This window comes from Pseudarthrobacter sp. LMD1-1-1.1, assembly GCF_040676255.1.
GTDB lineage: Bacteria > Actinomycetota > Actinomycetes > Actinomycetales > Micrococcaceae > Arthrobacter.
On record NZ_JBEGHP010000012.1, the window covers coordinates 454,633 to 475,269 of the forward strand.

Genomic DNA, 20,637 nt, shown 5'->3' on the forward strand with positions numbered 1-20,637 from the left:
GATGGTTATGGCCAGCAGCGCAGGGCAGGACGAGATGCAGGGCGAGATGCAGCAGGACGGCATCGAGCAGGGGGAACTGGAACTCGTCGACCGCTGGTGGCGTGCCGCCAACTATCTCTCGGTGGGCCAGATCTACCTGCGGTCCAACCCGCTGCTGCGCGAACCACTGCAGGCTGAGGACACCAAGTCCCGCCTGCTGGGCCACTGGGGCACCACGCCCGGGCTCAACTTCGTGTACGCCCACCTGAACCGCGTCATCCGCCGCGACTCACTGGAGATGCTCTTCGTGGCAGGTCCCGGCCATGGCGGCCCCGCCGTCGTCGCCAATGCCTGGCTGGAGGGAACCTACTCCGAAATCTATGCCCACGTGGGCAATGACGAGGCCGGCCTGGCGGAACTGTTCCGGCAGTTCTCCTACCCGGGCGGCATCCCCAGCCACGCCGCACCGGAAAGCCCGGGCTCCATCAGCGAGGGCGGCGAACTGGGATACTGCCTGGCCCACGCCTACGGATCGGTCTTCGACAACCCGCAGCTGGTGACCGCCGTCGTGATCGGTGACGGCGAGGCGGAGACCGGACCGCTGGCCGCCAGCTGGCACTCCCACAACTTCCTGGACCCGGCCACTGACGGTGCCGTGCTGCCCATCCTGCACCTGAACGGCTACAAGATCGCCAACCCCACGGTCCTGGCCCGGATGCCGCAGGACCAGCTGGAGCAGCTGCTGCGCGGCTACGGCCATGAGCCGTATTTCGTGACGGTGGCGGATCCGGACAACACGGAGCAGGCGCACCGGGATTTCGCGGCCGTGCTGGACCGCTGCCTGGCCGATATCAAGGCCATCCAGGACGTCCACCGGCAGGATCCGGATGCAGAAGAGGCGGGGGAGGGCGGCCACCGCTGGCCCATGATCGTCCTGCGCTCGCCCAAGGGCTGGACCGGGCCGCGCACCGTGGACGGGCTGCAGGTGGAAGGCACGTGGCGGGCGCACCAGGTGCCGCTGTCCGAGGTCCGCACCAACGGGGAGCACCTGAAGCAGTTGGAGGAGTGGCTGCAGTCCTACCGCCCGGACGAACTGTTCGACGGCGACGGCAGGCTCCGGCCCGACGTCGCACGGGGTGCGCCCGCCGGTGACTTCCGCATGAGTGCCACACCGCACGCCAACGGCGGACTGCTCCGGCGCGCGCTGAAACTGCCCGCGTACCAGGACCACGCCGTGGAGGTGCCCAACCCGGGAACCGACCGGGTCAGCCCGATGATCACCCTCGGCTCCTGGATGCGGGACGTCATCGCACAGAACATGGACAACTTCCGGCTGTTCGGCCCGGACGAGACGGCGTCCAACAGGCTGCAGAACGTTTACGAGGTCACCGACAAGGTGTGGCAGTACCGGATTGACGACGTCGACGAGCACCTGGCACGGTCCGGTCGGGTGATGGAGGTACTGAGCGAGCACCTGTGCCAGGGCTGGCTGGAAGGCTACCTCCTCACCGGCCGCCACGGTGTGTTCAACTGCTACGAAGCCTTCGTCCACATCGTCGATTCGATGTTCAACCAGCAGGCAAAGTGGCTGAAGGTATCCCGCAAACTGCACTGGCGCCAGCCGGTCCCATCGCTGAACTACCTGCTGTCCTCCCACGTGTGGCAGCAGGACCACAACGGTTTCTCGCACCAGGACCCGGGCTTCATCGACCACGCGGTCAACAAAAAGGCCGAGGTCATCCGGGTGTACCTGCCGCCGGACGCCAACACCCTCCTGTCCGTCATGGAGCACTGCCTGGCGTCGACGGACTACGTGAACATCGTGGTCAGCGGCAAGCAGCCCTCGCCCACCTGGCTTGGCCCGGCCGATGCCGCCAACCACTGCCACCGCGGCCTGGGCATCTGGACGTTCGCCGGCTCCGAGGTGCCCGGCGAGGAGCCCGACGTCGTACTGGCCTGCGCGGGCGACGTCCCCACCGTGGAGACCGTTGCCGCCGCGGAACTGCTCCGCAACGGCGCCCCCGGCCTCAAGGTGCGGGTGGTCAACGTAGTGGACCTGATGCGGCTGCAGGACGAAAGCGAGCACCCGCACGGCCTCCCCGCCCATGACTTCGACGGCATCTTCACCGCTGACAAACCCGTCATCTTCGCGTACCACGGCTACCCGGCGCTGATCCACCGGCTGGCGTACCGGCGCACCAACCAGCAGGGGCTTCACGTGCACGGCTACAAGGAAGAGGGGACCACCACCACCCCGTTCGATATGGCCATGCTCAACGGCATCGACCGCTTCACCCTGGCCATCGACGCGATCGATCGCGTACCGGGCCTTGCCGAGAAGCACTCACTCCTGCGCCAGGACCTGCAGGACCGGCGCAACCGGGCGCGCGAACACACCCGCACGCACGGCGAGGACCCGGAAGAAATCCGGAACTGGAAACTGGGCGGCTGACGCACTAAAGCGGGAGGTCGTCCAGCGTGCAGGAGGGCAGGTGGATCCAGCCTTCGCTGCGGGCGGCTTCCACGTGGGCGGCATCGGGCAGGAGCGTCCGACGGCGGGCCACGGCCCGGGCGGTCAGCGAGGCGATGACGGCGTCGAACAGGTCGTCCGAAGCGGTTAGCCTGTCCCGGTGCCCGGCCAGGTCCAGCCAGGGCGCCTGCTCCTCGAGGGCCGCCAGCAGGAGGCCCAGGCGTTCGGCTTCGGGGATGCCACGGCCTTTGTAGCCGCGCCCGTTGAGGCCCCAGATCTTCAGCGACGCCGCCGGGTACACCTCGGCAAAACGGCCCGAGCCGTCCCGGAGCTGCGGGCCATGCAGTGCCGCGATCTTGGCCTGGATCACTGCGCAGCGCATGGCAGGGTGGGCCAGCCGGTCGGCGGAAACGCTCAGGGGGATCAGGCCGGTCCGGGCGGTGCAGAACCGGTCCGTGTCCCGGTACGCAAGCAACCGCCGGCCCGCGATGCCATCGTGCTCCAGGACCGGTGCCGCGTTGAAGGCCAGGTGGCCGGTGAGGAACGGGATCAGCGCGTCAGGCCAGCCCACCGGGCAGTCGACGCCGGTCATGCCACAGGTGCCGAACAGGTCCACGATCTCCTGGTCGTCAACGTCCAGGGCCAGGTGGGCCAGCCGGGCCCGGTCATCGCTCCACTCGATGACCGCCACGGCAGTCTTCTTGGCCGCCGCCGCCAGATCCACGCCAAGGGTCCTCATGGGCTGCCCATCAACACTGCTGTCAGACGGCATTGCGTCAGACCGCGCGGTAGCGCAGGACGCCGGGGATGCTCCCGGATCCGCCAAGGTCAGTGCCCCGCGCGAAGCCGGCCCACAGGGCGCGCATCCTGCGGCCCGCGGCGTCCACGTCCGCCCAGTCCGCGCCGGCAATGAGCCCAACGCCGTCCCAGGTCTTCCGGTTGCCGAGCAGCAGGGGCAAATCCACCGTGTGGGCGGCGCCGAAGATGTTGCCGGGCGCGTGCCAGTCCAGGATGTAGCGGTGCGCCCGCCCGCCCGCCTTGGCATGCCGGCGCGCGAACCTGCGGCTTGCCCGGCCGTACACGGTTTCGGTGACCACCCAGTCGATGGCCCGCACGGCGGCAGGACCCACCAGGGGGATGCCTGCCAGGCGCATCAGGCGGGGGCTGCGGGGGAGGAACAGGCGGGCCTCCTCGGAGGTATGGCCGATCAGCACCTCGATCGACGGCGCTGTCCTGTTCCAGGCAGCCTCGATCACGGACTCCTCCGGAAGCGGATCATGGCCGTACTGGGTGCCAAACGGCATGGCCGCCAGCATGCCGAACTTCCGGGCCACCTGCGTGACCTGGGCTTCGAGAGCCACCACGTCCATGGCGGGCGTCTGCTCGGAGACCCCGTCCGCAGCAATGCCCATGGCATGGTTCATTTTCGCCCGGCCGCGGGTAATGCCCAGCGGGGCGCTTTGGATGATGGCGCGCTGGAAAAGGGATGGTGCCTCGGGCGTGGCCATCAGGTGGGCGATCGCGTCGCCCCCGGCGGACTGGCCGAAGGCGGTGACCCTGCCGGGATCGCCCCCGAACGCGGCAATGTTCCGCTGCACCCACCGGAAAGCCTCGAGCTGGTCCAGGAGTCCCAGGTTGCCGGGCCGGCCTGCCGGTGTGGCGAGGAACCCGAACAGCCCGAGCCGGTACGTCACGGAGACCACGATCACCCGGTTTTCGGCCACCAGCCGTGCGGGGTCGAAGATGGCCAGGTCCCCGGAGCCGGTGGTGTAGGAGCCGCCGTGGATCCAGACCATGACGGGCAGCTTCTCGTCCGGCTTCAGGTCGCCGGGCAGTGTGATGGAAAGGTTCTGGCAGTCCTCGCTGCCCGGCAGCTCGCCGTATTTGGTGCCCAGGACGTCGTCCAGGAACGGCACCGGAGCCTGGGGGCAGGCGGGTGCGGGAGAGGTGGCGGCATATTCGGCGGTCCAGTCCGGAACCGGGGCCGGCACCTGGAACCGGTGGGCGGTGGCGTAGGGAATGCCGGTGGCACGAATGACGCCGCCGTCGCGCCGGCCGCTGACGCGCCCGCACGGGGGATGGAACAGAAGCTGGGACGTCACGGCTGGCTCGGAACTCACAGCCCCACCATGCCATAACTTCCTGAAACAAAGACGGCGGGTGCCCGGCTTCGAAAAGCCGGGCACCCGCCGTCGGACCGTAAAGCAGTTATTGGGGCAAGCCCAACCTGGAAATCAGTGTCCGGTGGGCACGTAGCGCTTGATGGAAGCTTCCAGCTCGGCTTCGGCGGCGGCGCGGTCGCCCCAGCCCTCGGCCTTGACCCACTTGCCCGGCTCCAGGTCCTTGTAGCGGGTGAAGAAGTGCTCGATTTCCTTGATCAGGTACTCGTTGACGTCGCTGACTTCCTGGATGTGGTCAAAGCGGGCGTCCACCGGCACGCACAGGATCTTGGCGTCTCCGCCGCCGTCGTCGGTCATGTTGAAGACGCCGATGGGGCGGGACTCGACGATGACGCCGGGGTGCAGGTCGAAGTCCTGCAGGAGCACCAGTGCGTCCAGCGGGTCGCCGTCCTCGCCGAGGGTGTTCTCGAAGTACCCGTAGTGCGTGGGGTACTGCATGGAGGTGAAGAGGACGCGGTCCAGGCGGACGCGGCCGGTCTCGTGGTCAACTTCGTACTTGACGCGTGATCCCTTGGGGATCTCGATGGTCACGTCGTGCTTCATGGGAATGCTCCTCGGCAATTGCAGGGGGTGCGCGGCACACTTGACGGGCCCACAAAAAAGCGTGTCGGTGCCGCCGACTACAATTGAGGATATAGCGAGAGGCCCTGGAATCAGGAACTTGTGGGGAAATTTCAGGACTTGAGGACCGGCACCAGCATGACCAAACCAACCGGCGGGGAACCGTTGCGCGCCCGGCGTTCCCGGCGCTCCGGCGGCATGGCACAGGAGGCGGGGAAGTCCTGGCACCTGGTCCTGGCCACCCTGGTCCTGCTCGCGCTGGCCATCCCGGCGGCGCTGCTCGTGGCTCCCGGATTCCGCGGACCGGAGGCCCCGGCGCCGGCCCCCGCTGCGCCCGCCTGGCAACAGGCCCCCGCCGCACTTTCCGCCCCGCAGGTGCTTGCGCCCCTCCAGCCTTCCGCCCCCGTGCCCGCGCCGTCGGCCGTGGCGGCGCAGGTGGAACCGGTATTGACGGCCGACGGCGGCGGTACTTTCACGGGCATGGTGCAGGACGCGCTCACGGGCCAGGTCCTCTTTGACCGGGGTGGCGCGGAAGGCCGGGTGCCGGCGTCGAACCTCAAGCTGCTGACCGCCGTGGCCGCGCTGCGCACCCTGGGGCCGGAGCACCGTTTCACCACGAAGGTGGTGCAGGGCCCTGCTCCCGGGCAGGTGGTCCTGGTGGGCGGCGGCGACGTCCTCCTGGGCGCGGGGGAGTCGCGGCCCGGACAGGCCATGGGCCATGCCGGCCTGGCCACGCTCGCAGCCCTCACCGTGCAGGCCCTGCAGGCCGCCGGTACCACCGGTGACATCAAGGTCCTGCTGGACGACTCCGTCTTCACCGGCCCTGCACTGAATCCCAACTGGCAGTCCGGCGACGTGGAAGCCGGCGAAATCGCTCCGCTGTACCCGCTGGCGCTCAACTCCGCACGCTTTGATCCCGCCGTCACCACCGGTCCCCGCCCCCAGGACGCGGCCACGGCTGCCGCGGAAGCGTTCGCGGCCCAGTTCCGTGCGGCAGGCGCCGGGGCGGGACTGACGGTGGCGGCCGGCGTCGACCGTTCACCCGGCGCGGCCAAGGCCGGCGCTGCAGCCCTGGCCGGTGTTGACTCGGCCACCGTGGCGGAGCAGGTTGACCTGATGCTGCAGGTCTCGGACAACTACCTTGCCGAAACCATGGGCCGGATGGCGGCCGTGGCCACGGGACGGCCCGGAAGCAATGACGGCGCCACTGCCGCGGTCACTGCCGAGCTTGCGGCCGCCGGGATCACAGTGGACGCCGTGAAGCTGGTGGATGTGTGCGGCCTGGCCATGGGCAACCAGGTCACGGCCCGCCAGTTCACGGACGTGGTGCGCGCCATGACCACGGGAACGGATGCCAGGCTTCGCGCCGCACTGGACGGATTCCCGGTTGGCGGATTGACGGGCACGTTGGACACTCGTTACGGGGATGCCACCACCTCGGGCGGCGCCGGGCTGGTCCGCGCAAAGACCGGGACCCTGAATACCGTGCTGGCGCTGAGCGGCTATGTGGTTGACGCCGACGGCCGGCTCCTGGTGTTCTCCTTCATCGGCAACGGCCTGACGCCCGGAGCCGCCGGCAACAAGGTGGCGCTGGACCGGGCAGCTACCGCGCTGGCGGGCTGCGGCTGCCGCTAATGCGGGCTTGCGGTAGTCCCCAGCAGCGCGGCCATCACGACGGCGGCCAGCACCGACTTCCAGCCCGTGCGCGGGCCGATGGTCAGGGGAGCGATGGGACGGTAGGGGATCATGGTGTCCTCCTTCGATGGTTATGGCCGTGGACCCATGGGCGGCCATGCCCCGCATAAACGGTGCGGGGCAGCAACGGTTGTGCGGGGGCGGGCCGCTCCTGGACAGGCAGGTTGCCCTGCGGTTTCCAGCCTGCCCGGCGGGTCTGGGACAGCGCTTTCGCCTCCCTGTGCAGGGGCTGTGGAAGTTTCGCCGGTCAGCGAACTTAAGGACGATCCCTGGCCCGCTGTGTTCTGATGGGAACCATGGAGTCCACTGCGCGCGAGTCCGCACCGACGTTGTCCCCGGAAGCCCAGTCCAACCAGGCAGCCCAGTCCAACCAGGCGCAGGCCCTGATCAACTGGGACCTCGCTGCCTCTGCCGCGGCGAGGCTGGCTCCGGCCGGACCCGTGCTCGACGGAAAAGCCATTGGGGAGGCGGTGGACAGCCTGCGCCGGCTGGCGGACGCATCCGTGCCGCACGTCCACGAGATCACCGGGCTGGAAGCGGCGCGAGACCTTCGCGATTCCTCCGTGCTGGTGGTGGACCGGGCGTCCTGGGCCAAGGCCAACACCCAAAGCTTCGCGGTGATGCTCAAGCCCGCCATGCAGAAGATGCTGGACACCCGGCGCGGAAACCTCAGCCCCGCGGCCGCCCAGGTCAGCGGCGCCATTACCGGCAGCCAGTTGGGCGCCGTCCTGGCCTTCCTGTCCAGCAAGGTCCTGGGCCAGTACGATCCCTTTGCGGCGCTGGCGGAGAACTCCACGGCCCCTGCTGCCGGCCGGCTCCTGCTGGTGGCACCGAACATCGTCTCGGTGGAGCGCGAACTGAACGTCGCCCCGGAGGACTTCCGGCTCTGGGTGTGCCTGCACGAGCAGACGCACCGGGTGCAGTTCGCGGCGGCACCATGGCTGCGCCACCACATGCTGGAGCAAATCGACGAACTCAGCGGGCATCTGCTGGGCAACGTCGATTCCCTGATGGAGCGTGCCTCAGCTGCCGCGCGTTCACTGAAGGACCGCTCTGCCAGCGGAGACACGCCGGGCCGCGGCGCCATCCTGGACCTGCTGCAGGATCCGGAGGAAAAGGCCGCCATCTCGCACCTCACCGCCGTGATGAGCCTGCTCGAAGGGCACGCCAACGTGGTGATGGACGCCGTCGACGCCAGCATTGTCCCGTCCGTGAAGACCATCCGGCAGCGGTTCAACGACCGCGGCAAGGACCGGGGCGTCATCGAGAAGTTCATCCGCAGCCTCCTGGGCCTGGACGCCAAAATGCGCCAGTACTCCGACGGTGCCCGCTTTGTCCGCGCCGTTGTGGACGTGGCCGGCATGGAGGGCTTCAACAAGGTATGGGACTCGGTGGACCACCTTCCCACCGAGCCCGAGATCCACGACGCCAAGCTGTGGCTCGACCGGATGGGCCTCTAGTTGCCTTCAGAGGTACCGGTGGGCGCCCCGGCGGCTGAAGGACAGGGCGCGCGGAGCGGCCGACGCCGGCCGGGCAGGTTGGCGCCCGTCGTCGGCACTGCGCGCAAACTGCTGCAAAACGCCCTGGCCGGGGCTGGCTATCCCCGCCACGTCCTCGTAGCCTGCAGCGGCGGCCCGGACTCCCTGGCGCTCGCCGCCGTCGCCGCGTACTTTGGCCGCCGCGGCCACGTGGACGGCCGCCCGCTGACCGTCGGCGCCGTGGTGGTGGACCACCAGCTGCAGGAGGGGTCGGCCGATATTGCCGCCCGCACCGTGGAAGCACTGCAGGACCTGGGCCTGCACCCGGTGGAAATCCGGACCGTTACGGTGGCCGGTGCCGGCATGGGCCCCGAAGCCGCCGCCCGTGAAGCCCGGCATGCCGCGCTTGAGGCCGCAGCCGCAGATCAGGACGCGGAGGCAATCCTGCTGGGTCACACCCTGGACGACCAGGCCGAACAAGTACTGCTGGGCCTGGCCCGCGGCTCCGGCACGCGGTCCCTCGCAGGGATGCGGCCGGCCCGTCCTGGAACCGGAAATGCCGTCCTCCTGCGCCCCTTCCTGGAACTCCGCCGGGCGGACACCGAGGAAATCTGTGCCGTGGAGGAGCTGGATCCCTGGCACGATCCCACCAACTCCGATCCCGCCTTCGCCCGGTCGCGGACCCGGGTGGAAGTCCTCCCGCACCTTGAGGAAAAACTTGGTCCCGGCGTCGCCGAATCCCTGGCCCGGACAGCCGCCATCCTGCAGCTGGACGCCGACTACCTGGAGGATGTGGCGGAAAGCACCTACGCCTCCTTGGTGGAACGGGACGGCAGCGGACTGGGCCTGCCGGAGGAGGCGCTGCGGGCGCTTGCACCGGCCATCAGGTTCCGTGTCATCGCCAAGGCAGCGGCCGACGCCGGCGGGCAGCAGCCCAGCTACCGGCGCCTTTTGGCGGCAGAAGCGCTGCTCCGGCGGCATGGCTCGGCCGGACCGGTTGAGCTTCCCGGCGGCGTGAGTGTGTACCGGTTGTCACTGGCGCAGCTGGAGGAATCGAAGGACGCGGCGGCTGCAGGGGCCCCGGGCGGCGCCCGTTCCGTTCCCCGCGAACCCGCGCGCTGTGGGAAGCTAGTATTCCGGCCTCAAAAACCGCCCGCAAAATAGTCGCACCCCGCATCTAAACAGGAGCCATTGGTGGATTCAAACGACGTCCAGGCAGATCTCAAGCACGTTCTCTACACCAAGGAACAGATCCAGCAGCGGATCACCGAACTCGCCGCGCAGATCGACAAAGACTACGAAGGACGCGAAATCCTCATCGTTGGCGTCCTCAAGGGCGCCGTCATGGTCATGGCTGACCTGGCCCGGGCACTGCACAGCCACATCTCCATGGACTGGATGGCCGTGTCCTCCTACGGCTCGGGTACGCAGTCCTCCGGCGTGGTGCGGATCCTCAAGGACCTGGACACCGACCTGATGGGCAAGGACGTGCTGATTGTCGAGGACATCATCGACTCCGGCCTGACCCTGTCCTGGCTCAAGACCAACCTGGAATCCCGCGGCACCGCGTCCGTGGAAATCTGCACCGCGTTCCGCAAGCCCACTGCAGCCAAGGTGGAGATCGACGTCAAGTACGTGGGCTACGACATCCCCAACGAATTCGTGGTGGGCTACGGCCTGGACTACGCGGAAAAGTACCGCAACCTGGACTTCGTGGGCACCCTGGCGCCGCACGTCTACGAGTAACCCCTTCCCTCGGCATGGCGGTTCACGGCAATGGTGCCGCCGCCCGGGACTGCCGGGACTGCCGTGACATCCCCTCCCGCACTGGCCTTGCTGAGTGGGGGAAGCGTGAGTAGCGGCAGCGTGGGCATCCGGGACGTGGCGCGGGAAGCCGGCGTCTCGGTCACCACGGTCTCGCACGTCCTCAACGACGTGCCTTTCGCCCGGGTCAGCCCGGAAACCCGCGAGAAAGTACGGACGACGGCGGCCCGGCTGGGCTACGGCCCCAACCGCCTGGCGCGCGCCCTCCGCAGCCGAAGGTCCGGTGTGGTGGGCCTGGCCATTGAGGATGTGGCCACCACTTCGCACGCTGGCTGCATCATCCTGGGCGCGGAGCAGGCGGCCCGTGCCCGCGGCTACGCCCTGATGGTCGTCAACATCCCGGGGCAGGCGCAAGCGGAAGCCGGCACGCAGCCCGGCTTGAAGTCCTGCCGGGAACCCAGCCAGCGTGCAACCGACCCCATACACGCTGGCGTGGAGTCCCTCCTGGCACGGCAGGTGGACGGAATCCTCTACGCGGCCGGCCACCGGCGCGTCCTGCAGCATTCCGCCACCCCGGGCAAGGTCCCCGCGGTCCTGCTGGATGCCGTCGCCGCGGACCGGAGCCTTCCCGCCGTCGTGGCCGACGAATACGGTGGGGCTGCAGCCGCGGTGGAAGCACTGCTCGCTGCCGGCCACACCCGGATCGGACTGCTCACCACCGCTGAAGAGAACCACTCCACCCGCCAGCGCATCCGGGGCTTCCGGGACGCACTTCAGCGTGCGGGACTGGACGGTGCCTCCGCCACTGGCGAGGCGGCGTCGCCCGATGCATCTGGCGGGTACGCGGCTGCCCGCAGAATCCTGGCAGCCGCCAACCCGCCGTCGGCCCTCTTTTGCTGCAGTGACTCCCTGGCCATGGGCGCCTACCGCGCCGCCGCGGAACTGGGCCTGTCCATCCCCGGCAACCTGTCCGTCGTCGGGTTCGGCGATGAGGAACTGCTGGCCGCCAACCTCCATCCGGGGCTGACGACGGTCGCCGTGCCGCACTCCGAAATGGGGGCCTGGGCCGCCAACCGGCTGATCGATGAACTCGAAAGCGCCGCAGCGGAGGCCGGCCCCACCCCACCCACAGGCGGACCGGACCCAGTGCTGCTCGGGTGCCGGCTGGTCACGCGTGGGTCCGTGGGGCTGCCGGATACCGGGAAGCGGCAGCCCTGACGCGGTATTCTGCGGACTGCCGCACCATCTACGCCCACAGGGAACTTTTGCTTTTCGCTATGCGTGATTTACTCCGGACGGTGTATAGCTAGAAGCTGACGCAGCACCATCACGCGCGCAGACTACTCGCCGTGAAGCACTACCGGAAGGGACGGGGCCAGCCCCGAACAGATGAAAGCTAAGAACTTCTTCAAAGGCCCGGGCATCTGGATCGTCGTTGTGGTCGGTCTGCTCCTTGTGGCTTTTGCAACGCTCGCCCCCGGCGGTGCGGCCCGGATCGACACGGACAAGGGCCTGGAACTGCTCTCCAGCAACAAGGTGGAGCAGGCCAAGATCTTCGACGGCGAGAACCGCGTTGACCTCACGCTGAAGGACAACCTGCAGGTGGACGGGCAGGACAAAGGCAAGAGCGTCCAGTTCTTCTTCGTGGATGCCCGCGCACAGGACGTGGTGAAGGCTGTCACCGACGCCAAGCCGGCCCAGGGGTTCACCGACCAGCCGATTGAAAGCAACTGGTTCTCCGGCCTGCTTTCCCTCCTGATCCCCGTGATCCTGCTGGGCGCACTCTTCTGGTTCCTGATGACCCGCATGCAGGGCGGCGGCTCCAAGATCATGCAGTTCGGCAAGTCCAAGGCCAAGATGGTCAGCAAGGACATGCCGCAGGTCACCTTCGCTGACGTTGCAGGTGCCGATGAGGCCGTGGAGGAACTCCAGGAGATCAAGGAATTCCTGCAGGAACCAGCCAAGTTCCAGGCCGTCGGCGCCAAGATCCCCAAGGGCGTGCTGCTCTACGGCCCGCCAGGTACCGGTAAGACCCTGCTGGCCCGCGCGGTTGCCGGTGAGGCCGGCGTACCCTTCTTCTCCATTTCCGGCTCTGACTTCGTGGAAATGTTCGTCGGCGTCGGTGCATCCCGTGTCCGCGACCTCTTCGAACAGGCCAAGGCCAACTCGCCCGCCATCATCTTCGTGGATGAGATCGACGCCGTCGGCCGGCACCGCGGCGCCGGCATCGGCGGCGGCAACGACGAACGCGAGCAGACCCTCAACCAGCTGCTGGTGGAGATGGACGGCTTCGACGTCAAGACCAACGTGATCCTCATTGCGGCCACCAACCGGCCAGACGTCCTGGACCCGGCCCTGCTGCGCCCCGGCCGCTTCGACCGCCAGGTGTCCGTGGAAGCGCCGGACCTGATCGGCCGCGACCAGATCCTGCAGGTGCACGCCAAGGGCAAGCCGATGGCTCCCGGGGTGGACCTGAAGGGTGTGGCGAAGAAGACGCCCGGGTACACCGGTGCCGACCTCGCCAACGTCCTCAACGAGGCCGCTCTGCTCACCGCGCGTTCCAACGCCAACCTGATTGACGACCGCGCCCTGGATGAGGCCATTGACCGTGTCATGGCCGGCCCGCAGAAGCGCAGCCGCGTCATGAAGGAACACGAGCGCAAGATCACCGCCTACCACGAAGGCGGCCACGCCCTGGTGGCGGCGGCCCTTCGGAACTCCGCTCCGGTCACCAAGATCACCATCCTTCCCCGCGGCCGCGCCCTTGGTTACACCATGGTGGTCCCGGAAAACGACAAGTACTCCGTGACCCGCAACGAACTCCTGGACCAGATGGCCTACGCCATGGGTGGACGCGTCGCCGAGGAGATCGTGTTCCATGATCCCTCCACCGGTGCTTCCAATGACATCGAAAAGGCCACCGGCACCGCACGCAAGATGGTCACTGAATACGGCATGAGCGAACGCGTCGGTGCCGTCCGCCTGGGCCAGGGCGGCGGTGAACCGTTCCTGGGCCGCGACGCAGGGCACGAGCGGAACTACTCTGACCAGATTGCCTATGTCGTGGACGAGGAAGTGCGCCGCCTGATCGAGCAGGCACATGACGAGGCCTACGAAATCCTCACCGAGAACCGCGACATCCTGGACTACCTCGCCTTGGAGCTGCTGGAGCGGGAGACCCTCAACCAGGCCGAGATTGCCGACATCTTCCGTGACGTCCGCAAGCGGGACTTCCGCGAGGTGTGGCTGTCCAAGGAAACCCGTCCCGTCCAGTTGACCGGACCGGTGGAGAGCCGCCAGGAGCGGGCTGAACGGGAAGCGCAGGAGGAAGCGAAGAAGGCGCGCCTTGACGAGCCGCTGGACGCCCAGCCCCCGCACCCGCAGGGCGTGTCGGAGGATGCTCCGTTTCACGGAGGCACACCCGACTCGGGGCCTGACACCCTTCGCGGCTAAGCTTTCCTTGTGACTTCCTTCGACGACGACGACGTTTCCGCCTCCGCCGCCTACCCGGCGGAGGACGGTTCCCACCACTCCAAGAGCGAAAAGGTGGACCGGCCACGGATTGAGGCGGCCGTCCGCGAGATCCTCCTTGCCATCGGCGAGGACCCGGACCGCGGCGGCCTCGTGGACACCCCGAAAAGGGTTGCGAAGGCGTACGCCGAGGTGTTCGCCGGACTGCACCATGATCCTGCGGACGTCCTGTCCACCACCTTCGACCTGGACCACGAGGAACTGGTCCTGGTCAAGGACATCCCCTTCTACTCCACGTGCGAGCACCACCTGGTGCCGTTCCACGGGGTGGCCCACGTTGGCTACATCCCCTCGCACGACGGCAAGGTGACCGGGCTGAGCAAGCTGGCCCGGCTGGTGGACATCTACGCCCGCCGCCCCCAGGTACAGGAGCGGCTGACTACCGAAATTGTCGAAGCGATGGTGCAGCACCTCAAACCCCGCGGTGCGATCGTCGTCGTCGAATGCGAGCACATGTGCATGTCCATGCGCGGCATCCGCAAGCCCGGAGCGAAGACCGTCACCAGTGCGGTCCGCGGGCAGCTTCATGACCCGGCCACCCGTGCCGAAGCCATGAGCCTCATCCTCGGAAGGTAACCACACACCATGGATTCACTCGCTGCAGCCCCTGGAACGGGGCCCGCTACGTCCCCGCTGCCCATCCTGCGCAAGCCCCGCCCGGCTGCCCGCTTTGAGGACCTCCCCACCGGCCGCACCCTGGTCATGGGCATCCTGAACGTCACCCCGGATTCATTCAGCGACGGCGGCAAGCACGCGACGGCGGACACCGCCATCGCGGCAGGCCTGCGGATGTTCTACGCGGGTGCGGACATCATCGACGTCGGGGGCGAGTCCACCCGGCCCGGAGCCGACGACGTCACGCCGGACGAAGAGCAGCGCCGCGTCCTGCCCGTGATCGAAGCACTGGTGAAGGCCGGCGCGCTGGTCAGCATCGACACCACGCACGCCTCCACCGCAGCCGCTGCCTTGAAGGCGGGCGCGGCCATCATCAATGACGTCTCCGGGCTGACCATCGAACCGGAGATGGTGGAGCTTGTGGCGGCCTCCAAGGCACCCTATGTCCTCACGCACCGCCGCGGCGACGCCCGGACCATGAACTCGCTCGCCGAATACACGGATGTGGCCGGGGAAGTGGTGGCGGAACTGGCAGGAGTACGGGACAAGCTCTACGCAGCCGGTGTCAGCAGGGAACAGATCATCATCGATCCGGGCCTGGGGTTCGCGAAGAACGACGCCCAGAACTGGGAACTGCTGCAGAACCTGGACCAGCTGGACAGCCTGGGCCATAGGGTCCTGGTGGCTGCTTCCCGCAAGCGCTTCCTCGGCACCCTGCTCACCGTGGCCGGGAAGTCCGCCGCTCCTGACGAGCGGGACAGTGCCACGGCCGCAATCACAGCGATCAGCGCCTACCGCGGGGCCTGGGCCGTCCGCGTACATGACGTCGGTTCCAGCCTTGACGCGGTCAAGGTGGCTGCGCGCATGGCGGCACCCACAACACAAGCCGTACACAAAACGCAATAGGGCCGGGGGACCCATGGACAGGATTACGCTGACCGGAGTGACCGCCGTCGGCCACCACGGTGTCTTCGATTTTGAACGCCGGGAGGGCCAGCCCTTTGTTGTGGACGCCGTGCTCTACCTGGACTTCACCGAAGCGGCGCAGTCCGACGACGTCCGGGACACCGCCCACTACGGTGAGGTGGCGCAGCGTATTACCGAGTGGATCACCGGGGAGCCCCTGAACCTCATTGAGGCACTCGCCGTGCGGATCGCCGACAGCCTCCTGGCCGAATTCGCGCTCCAGGCCGTGGACATCACCGTCCATAAGCCGCAGGCCCCCATCGAGGTCCCCTTCGGAGACGTGGCCGTCACGGTCCACCGCGAGCGGGTTCCCGCCGCCCCTGCGCTGTCCGGTGCGCAGGCATGAACGGGATCTACACCAAGGCCGTGCTGGCCCTGGGCAGCAACCTTGGTGAACGGAACGAGACCCTGACCGAGGCTGTGGCGGACCTGGTGGATCCGCCCGAAGTACGGCTGCTTGCCGTCTCGCCCATAGTCCAGACCAAAGCCGTGGGCGGCCCTGCCGGCCAGCCGGACTTCCTGAACATGGTCATCACGGTGGAAACCAGCCTCACCCCTGCCGAACTGCTGGAACATTGCCAGGCCGTGGAAAACAAGCACCTCCGCGTCCGTGAGGTCCGCTGGGGGCCGCGGACGCTCGACGTCGACATCATCACCTACGGCGAGCTCCGCAGTGACGACCCCGCCCTGACCATCCCCCACCCCCGGGCGGCCTCACGCGCTTTCGTCCTCTACCCGTGGTCGCTCATCGAACCCGCCGCCACGCTGAACGGCGAACGGATCAGCACCCTGGCAGTCCAGGCGGGAGATTTCAAGGATCTTGCCCCGTTCGACGGGTTCGGGGACTTTGACGGGATGCCGACGGCGGGAGCGGTGGAGGAGAGATGAAGCCCATCAACCCGCTGCGCCTGCTGCTGATCTGCGTCATCCTTGCCATCGCGGGCTGGTCGGCCACGGTTGTCACCAGCCGGTACAGCATGGCCACGCCTGTCCTGCCTGCCACCGCGCTGGCCACGATGGGCGTCATCGTCATCATCACCCTGATCCTGGGTATCCGGATCCTGAGGTGGCGGAACAGCCACCAGCCCAACAGCAAGGCGAAGAAGACGCAGCTGGATCCCCTCCTGGCCGCCCGGACCCTGATCCTGGCGCAGGCGTGCGCCTACGCCGGAACGGTGCTCTTGGGATGGCATGTGGGAATCTTCCTGGACCAGCTGCGCATCTGGAGCCTGCGCAGCGACCAAGGCATCACCTGGCTTGCCCTGGCCATGGCGGGCGGCGGCCTGGTGATGATCGTGGTGGGGCTCGTCGTGGAGCGGTTCTGCAGGATCCCGCCGGAAGACGGCGACACCAACAGCGTTGACGGGAAGAAGGGCCGGCCTGCCCGCGGGGAAGCCGCAGGGGAAGGCGAATATGCGTACCGAGGCGATTGACCCGCCGGGGATCGACTGGCAGCGGGTGTCACCGAAATACGTCACCGTCCGCCTGGTGGAATGGGCGCTGGCCAACATCGCCGCCATACTGGTCCTGTCCGCGCCGCTGGTGTTCGTCCTCCTGGGATGGTGGCGGTGGCCGCCGCTGTGGCTGGCCATCACCGTTCCGGCCGCCACCCTCCTGCTTGCCTTATGGCGGCTGGTCCTCATCCCGCGGCAGGTCCGGGCCATCGGCTACGCCGAGCGCGACGAGGACCTCCTGGTCAGGAGCGGCATCTTCTTCCAGCGCACCATGGCCGTCCCGTACGGACGCATGCAGTATGTGGACATCGCCGTGGGGCCTGTGGAGCGGGGCATGGGCCTGTGTACCGTCAAGCTCCACACAGCGTCCCCCGGCACCAATGCGCGCATCCCCGGCCTCCCGGCGGCTGAAGGCGCCCGGCTCCGTGAACAGCTGGCCGCCCGCGGCGAAGCCAGGCTGGCAGGACTGTGACCACTGACGGCCAGCTGCCCGGTCCGGCGCTGCCGCCTGCCGGCACCGGCCCGGAAGCCACGGGAACGCCCGACGGCGAATGGCTGCGTGTGCATCCCGCCTCACCTTTTGTCCGTGGCTGGGTTGCACTGGCCGCCATCACGTTCTTCTTCGGCCGCGACCTGTTTGAGCGGACACTCCAGGGCCAGCCCGTGTTCGAGGACGGGTTCGCCCGCCGTGCACCGTGGCTCCTGGGCGGCGGTGCCGCGGTGCTGGCCGTGGCAGTCCTGGGGTTCGTCCTGACCTGGTATTTCACCAAGTACCAGGTCTTCGGCGGCTATGTCCGGGTCAACACCGGCCTCCTCTTCCGCCAGCACCGGCAGGCACGCCTGGACCGGGTGCAGGCCATTGACATCGTGCAGCCACTGCTGGCCCGCATCTTTGGCCTGGCCGAACTCAAGTTCGAAGTTGCCGACGCCGGCGAATCCGCCGTGCGCCTGGCGTACCTCAGGATCGACGACGCCCGCCAACTGCGCGCCACCATCCTGGCCCGGGCCTCCGGGGCTGAGGCAGGTTTCGGTGCGGGCCCGGCGGCCGGCGCCGCGGCGCTTCCAGGTCCCGGCAGCCCGTCGGCGGCGTCCTTTGCCCCGCCCGCACCTGAGGCGCCCGAAATCCACGTACTCAGCGTGCCGCCGTCGCGCCTTGTCGGATCGCTCCTGTTGAGCGAGCAAAGTTTCTTCATTGTGGTGGGCGGTTTCGCTTCCGTGGTCCTGTCGGCGCTGACGGACAACCGCGCTTTCTACTTCTACCTGGTTCCCGCAGCGCTGGGCCTTGCCGCCAGCTACTGGAACTTCTTCAACAAGGGCTACAACTTCACCGCCGCCGTCTCACCGGACGGCATCCGGCTGCGGTACGGGCTGCTGGACACCCAGGCGCAGACACTTCCGCCGGGCCGGATCCAGGCCGTGAAGATTGCCCAGCCTCCGCTGTGGCGTCCGTTCGGCTGGTACCGGATGCAGGTGAACGTTGCGGGCTACGGGACGTCCGGCAACGCCGTCGAAGGCAACACCAGGACCATCCTCCTGCCGGTGGGCAAGTTCGCCGACGTCCTTGCCATGCTCTCGCTCGTCCTGCCGGACCCGGGAACGGATCGCCCTGCGGAGGTGTTCGCCGCGGGGCTTACCGGCAGGGATTCCGACGGCGGGTTCACCACCACGCCCCGGCGGGCCCGGCTGCTGGCGCCCCTGGGCTGGCGGCGGAACGGGTTTGCCGCCACGGACACGGCACTGCTGATCCGCTCCGGGCGCTGGTGGCGGGACCTTGTGCTGGTGCCCCATCAACGCACGCAGTCGCTGGCGATCCATCAGGGGCCCGTGGCGCGCCGGTTCCGGGTGGCCGACCTGGTCCTGCATACGACGGCCGGTCCCGTTGCCCCGCGGCTTACCCAGGCGGGGCTGGACGAGGCCAGGCAACTCTTCGACGAGCAGTCTGCGCGGGCCCGGCTGGCCAGGAAGCGGCAAACCACCGAACAATGGTTGCGGCAGGTTGTTCCGGCAGTGGAACCTGCGCCCGTGCCGGGCACACCGGTTCCCGGAGCGCCGTACCCTGGGGCTCCAGCCAGTGAAGCCCGCACCCATTACCAACAGGAAGGCCAGACGCATGGCTAAGCCCGGACGCCTCGGCGTCGGAATCATCGGCGCCGGCAAGGTGGGCGCCGTGCTCGGCGCGGCCCTGCGCGCAGCGGAGCACGCCGTCGTGGGAGTGTCAGCCGTCTCCGACGCCAGCCGGGACCGGGCCGAGGCGCTGCTTCCCGGGGTGCCCATCCTTGAGGTGCAGGACATCGTGGAGCGTGCGGAACTGGTGCTGCTGGCGGTGCCCGACGACGCGCTGCCGGATTTGGTGGAGGGGCTGGCGAAGCTCGGCGCCTGGCAGCCGGGGCAGCTCGTGGCACACACCTCGGGCCGGTTCGGCGTGGGCGTGCTGCATCCGGTCCGTGCCGCCGGCGCCGTGCCGCTGGCGCTGCACCCGGCCATGACGTTCACGGGCATGAGCCTGGACCTCACCCGGCTGCTGGACTGCACCTTCGGCGTGACGGCCGATGCCGCCATGCTCCCCATCGCGCAGGCGCTGGTGGTGGAGATGGGGGCGGAGCCTGTGGCCATTGCCGAGGCGGACCGGACGCTTTACCACGCGGCCCTGGCCCATGGTTCCAACCACCTGGTCACCTTGGTGGCACAGGCGTCGCAGCTCCTGCGCGAGGTGGGAGTGGAATCGCCCGAACGCATGCTGGGGCCGCTGCTGCGCGCCACCCTGGAAAACGCGCTGGCCTCGGGAGAGTCTGCGCTGACCGGGCCGGTGGCCCGCGGTGACGTGGGCACCGTGCGTGCGCACGCCGAGGCGTTGCGGGAGTTCGACGGCGGCGGGCATGGGGACGTGCTTGAGGCCTACCTTGCGATGGCACGCGCCACTGCCCTGCGCGCTGAAGGGCGCGGCCTGCTGAAACCCGACCAGCTGAAGGGGCTGCGCGAGGCCCTCGATCCGAAGGAAGACTGAATGCCCATTCAACTCGTCACCACAGTGGCCGGCCTGAAAGCCGAAAGCGCCCGTTTGCTCGGCGCGAAACAGGGTGTCTCCCAGGGGCTTGTGCCCACCATGGGCGCCCTGCACGAAGGCCATGCAACGCTGGCGCGCACCGCCGTCGAGCAGAACGATGTGGTGGTGGCCAGTATCTTCGTCAACCCCCTGCAGTTCGGCGATATCGTTGACCTGGACCGCTACCCGCGGACACTCGACGCGGACCTCGCCCTGCTCGAGGAGCAGGGCGTTGACCTCGCGTTCGCGCCCTCCGTGGACGAGATCTATCCCGGCGGCGAACCCCTGGTGCGGATCACTTCGGGCCGCCTGGGGGATAAGTGGGAGGGCGCCTCGCGGCCCGGCCACTTTGACGGGGCACTCACTGTGGTGGCCAAACTGCTGCACTACGGCATGCCCGCGGCCGGTCTTCCCGCCGGCCCCGCGGGTTCTGCCGGCGGCAGCCTGCCTGCGTACCGGGCCTACTTCGGGCAAAAGGACGCCCAGCAGCTGGCCCTGGTCCGGCGGATGGTTTCCGACCTGAACTTCCCGGTGGACATCGTGGGCGTGCCAACGGTGCGCGCAACGGACGGGCTGGCGCTGTCCAGCCGGAACCGCTTCCTGTCCGATGCCGAGCGGGACGCCGCGCTGGTCCTGTCCAGGGCCCTGCGGCTGCTGGAGGAAAGGGCGAACGCCCATGAGGCGCTGGACCTCGACTCCGCGCTGGCGATGGTGGAATCCCAGCCCCTCGTCTCGCTGGACTACTTTGACGTAGTGGACCCGGGCACCCTTGAACCGCTGGCCGAGAACTGCCGGGAAACACCCTTCCGCGGCGAGGCCCTGGCGCTCATCGCGGCCAAGGTGGGCCCGGTGCGCCTGATCGACAACATTCCGCTGAGTTCGTAGCTGCCGTTCACAGCTG

General features: G+C 68.3%; 19 protein-coding genes. 16 read left to right on the forward strand and 3 right to left on the reverse strand.

Annotation, left to right across the window (positions count from 1 at the left end):
• Window positions 1-7 precede the first annotated feature (7 nt).
• Window positions 8-2,431, forward strand: a complete 2,424-nt coding sequence (locus MRBLMD1_RS07670) for a phosphoketolase family protein (RefSeq protein ID WP_414703672.1) — start codon at window positions 8-10, stop codon at window positions 2,429-2,431.
• A 4-nt stretch (window positions 2,432-2,435) separates the two neighbouring features.
• Here MRBLMD1_RS07670 and MRBLMD1_RS07675 read toward each other — a convergent pair whose 3' ends face one another.
• The 3 genes from MRBLMD1_RS07675 to MRBLMD1_RS07685 all read right to left on the reverse strand — a co-directional run bounded on the left by MRBLMD1_RS07675 (window position 2,436) and on the right by MRBLMD1_RS07685 (window position 5,172).
• A complete protein-coding gene (locus tag MRBLMD1_RS07675) occupies window positions 2,436-3,188 on the reverse strand; it encodes a DUF429 domain-containing protein (protein ID WP_364398614.1) in 753 nt (250 codons plus the stop codon).
• A 37-nt stretch (window positions 3,189-3,225) separates the two neighbouring features.
• On the reverse strand, window positions 3,226-4,569 hold the full coding sequence (locus MRBLMD1_RS07680; RefSeq protein ID WP_364398616.1) for a carboxylesterase family protein: 1,344 nt from the start codon (window positions 4,567-4,569) through the stop codon (window positions 3,226-3,228).
• A gap of 114 nt (window positions 4,570-4,683) precedes the next feature.
• Window positions 4,684-5,172 (reverse strand): inorganic diphosphatase, encoded by a 489-nt coding sequence (locus MRBLMD1_RS07685; protein WP_043450105.1) that lies wholly within the window; start codon window positions 5,170-5,172, stop codon window positions 4,684-4,686.
• 156 nt (window positions 5,173-5,328) lie between these two features.
• Between MRBLMD1_RS07685 and dacB the strand changes: the two genes are divergently transcribed.
• The 15 genes from dacB to MRBLMD1_RS07760 all read left to right on the forward strand — a co-directional run bounded on the left by dacB (window position 5,329) and on the right by MRBLMD1_RS07760 (window position 20,621).
• Window positions 5,329-6,825 carry a D-alanyl-D-alanine carboxypeptidase/D-alanyl-D-alanine endopeptidase gene (gene dacB, locus MRBLMD1_RS07690; RefSeq protein ID WP_364398619.1) on the forward strand — a complete coding sequence of 499 codons (1,497 nt, stop codon included), beginning with the start codon at window positions 5,329-5,331 and terminating at the stop codon, window positions 6,823-6,825.
• Between the two features lie 356 nt (window positions 6,826-7,181).
• Window positions 7,182-8,345 carry a zinc-dependent metalloprotease gene (locus MRBLMD1_RS07695; RefSeq protein WP_224024222.1) on the forward strand — a complete coding sequence of 388 codons (1,164 nt, stop codon included), beginning with the start codon at window positions 7,182-7,184 and terminating at the stop codon, window positions 8,343-8,345.
• A gap of 108 nt (window positions 8,346-8,453) precedes the next feature.
• Window positions 8,454-9,527 carry a tRNA lysidine(34) synthetase TilS gene (gene tilS, locus MRBLMD1_RS07700; RefSeq protein ID WP_201302539.1) on the forward strand — a complete coding sequence of 358 codons (1,074 nt, stop codon included), beginning with the start codon at window positions 8,454-8,456 and terminating at the stop codon, window positions 9,525-9,527.
• Between the two features lie 30 nt (window positions 9,528-9,557).
• A complete protein-coding gene (gene hpt, locus MRBLMD1_RS07705) occupies window positions 9,558-10,109 on the forward strand; it encodes a hypoxanthine phosphoribosyltransferase (RefSeq protein WP_041651844.1) in 552 nt (183 codons plus the stop codon).
• Between the two features lie 105 nt (window positions 10,110-10,214).
• Window positions 10,215-11,345 (forward strand): LacI family DNA-binding transcriptional regulator, encoded by a 1,131-nt coding sequence (locus MRBLMD1_RS07710; RefSeq protein WP_364398621.1) that lies wholly within the window; start codon window positions 10,215-10,217, stop codon window positions 11,343-11,345.
• A 171-nt stretch (window positions 11,346-11,516) separates the two neighbouring features.
• Window positions 11,517-13,580: an ATP-dependent zinc metalloprotease FtsH gene (gene ftsH / locus MRBLMD1_RS07715; protein ID WP_159634414.1), complete on the forward strand. Its 2,064-nt coding sequence runs from the start codon at window positions 11,517-11,519 to the stop codon at window positions 13,578-13,580.
• A gap of 9 nt (window positions 13,581-13,589) precedes the next feature.
• Window positions 13,590-14,234 carry a GTP cyclohydrolase I FolE gene (folE, locus tag MRBLMD1_RS07720; protein WP_159634411.1) on the forward strand — a complete coding sequence of 215 codons (645 nt, stop codon included), beginning with the start codon at window positions 13,590-13,592 and terminating at the stop codon, window positions 14,232-14,234.
• Between the two features lie 9 nt (window positions 14,235-14,243).
• Window positions 14,244-15,179: a dihydropteroate synthase gene (gene folP / locus MRBLMD1_RS07725; RefSeq protein ID WP_275181955.1), complete on the forward strand. Its 936-nt coding sequence runs from the start codon at window positions 14,244-14,246 to the stop codon at window positions 15,177-15,179.
• A 13-nt stretch (window positions 15,180-15,192) separates the two neighbouring features.
• The gene (gene folB, locus MRBLMD1_RS07730; RefSeq protein ID WP_159634405.1) at window positions 15,193-15,585 is read left to right on the forward strand and encodes a dihydroneopterin aldolase; all 393 of its coding nucleotides are present in this window, start codon (window positions 15,193-15,195) and stop codon (window positions 15,583-15,585) included.
• Window positions 15,582-16,127 carry a 2-amino-4-hydroxy-6-hydroxymethyldihydropteridine diphosphokinase gene (gene folK / locus MRBLMD1_RS07735; RefSeq protein WP_364398625.1) on the forward strand — a complete coding sequence of 182 codons (546 nt, stop codon included), beginning with the start codon at window positions 15,582-15,584 and terminating at the stop codon, window positions 16,125-16,127. The genes folB and folK overlap by 4 nt, the downstream gene beginning before the upstream one ends.
• On the forward strand, window positions 16,124-16,672 hold the full coding sequence (locus tag MRBLMD1_RS07740) for a DUF3180 domain-containing protein (RefSeq protein WP_224024230.1): 549 nt from the start codon (window positions 16,124-16,126) through the stop codon (window positions 16,670-16,672). Before folK ends, MRBLMD1_RS07740 begins: the two co-directional genes overlap by 4 nt.
• Window positions 16,653-17,165, forward strand: a complete 513-nt coding sequence (locus tag MRBLMD1_RS07745) for a PH domain-containing protein (RefSeq protein WP_275181952.1) — start codon at window positions 16,653-16,655, stop codon at window positions 17,163-17,165. Before MRBLMD1_RS07740 ends, MRBLMD1_RS07745 begins: the two co-directional genes overlap by 20 nt.
• Complete coding sequence (locus tag MRBLMD1_RS07750) at window positions 17,162-18,811, forward strand: PH domain-containing protein (RefSeq protein ID WP_364398628.1); 1,650 nt, start codon at window positions 17,162-17,164, stop codon at window positions 18,809-18,811. Before MRBLMD1_RS07745 ends, MRBLMD1_RS07750 begins: the two co-directional genes overlap by 4 nt.
• Window positions 18,804-19,697 carry a Rossmann-like and DUF2520 domain-containing protein gene (locus MRBLMD1_RS07755; RefSeq protein ID WP_159634357.1) on the forward strand — a complete coding sequence of 298 codons (894 nt, stop codon included), beginning with the start codon at window positions 18,804-18,806 and terminating at the stop codon, window positions 19,695-19,697. Before MRBLMD1_RS07750 ends, MRBLMD1_RS07755 begins: the two co-directional genes overlap by 8 nt.
• Window positions 19,698-20,621: a 4-phosphopantoate--beta-alanine ligase gene (locus tag MRBLMD1_RS07760; protein WP_364398630.1), complete on the forward strand. Its 924-nt coding sequence runs from the start codon at window positions 19,698-19,700 to the stop codon at window positions 20,619-20,621.
• The last annotated feature ends 16 nt before the right edge of the window (window positions 20,622-20,637 follow it).

Excerpts from the sequence above, each read along its gene's own strand:
- folK (WP_364398625.1), top strand. The coding sequence starts at position 15,582 with ATGAACGGGATCTACACCAAGGCCGTGCTGGCCCTGGGCAGCAACCTT.
- MRBLMD1_RS07695 (WP_224024222.1), top strand. The coding sequence starts at position 7,182 with ATGGAGTCCACTGCGCGCGAGTCCGCACCGACGTTGTCCCCGGAAGCC.
- dacB (WP_364398619.1), top strand. The coding sequence starts at position 5,329 with ATGACCAAACCAACCGGCGGGGAACCGTTGCGCGCCCGGCGTTCCCGG.
- MRBLMD1_RS07745 (WP_275181952.1), top strand. The coding sequence starts at position 16,653 with ATGCGTACCGAGGCGATTGACCCGCCGGGGATCGACTGGCAGCGGGTG.
- MRBLMD1_RS07670 (WP_414703672.1), top strand. The coding sequence starts at position 8 with ATGGCCAGCAGCGCAGGGCAGGACGAGATGCAGGGCGAGATGCAGCAG.
- MRBLMD1_RS07675 (WP_364398614.1), bottom strand. The coding sequence starts at position 3,188 with ATGAGGACCCTTGGCGTGGATCTGGCGGCGGCGGCCAAGAAGACTGCC.
- MRBLMD1_RS07740 (WP_224024230.1), top strand. The coding sequence starts at position 16,124 with ATGAAGCCCATCAACCCGCTGCGCCTGCTGCTGATCTGCGTCATCCTT.
- folP (WP_275181955.1), top strand. The coding sequence starts at position 14,244 with ATGGATTCACTCGCTGCAGCCCCTGGAACGGGGCCCGCTACGTCCCCG.
- MRBLMD1_RS07760 (WP_364398630.1), top strand. The coding sequence starts at position 19,698 with ATGCCCATTCAACTCGTCACCACAGTGGCCGGCCTGAAAGCCGAAAGC.
- MRBLMD1_RS07685 (WP_043450105.1), bottom strand. The coding sequence starts at position 5,172 with ATGAAGCACGACGTGACCATCGAGATCCCCAAGGGATCACGCGTCAAG.
- ftsH (WP_159634414.1), top strand. The coding sequence starts at position 11,517 with ATGAAAGCTAAGAACTTCTTCAAAGGCCCGGGCATCTGGATCGTCGTT.
- MRBLMD1_RS07755 (WP_159634357.1), top strand. The coding sequence starts at position 18,804 with ATGGCTAAGCCCGGACGCCTCGGCGTCGGAATCATCGGCGCCGGCAAG.
- folB (WP_159634405.1), top strand. The coding sequence starts at position 15,193 with ATGGACAGGATTACGCTGACCGGAGTGACCGCCGTCGGCCACCACGGT.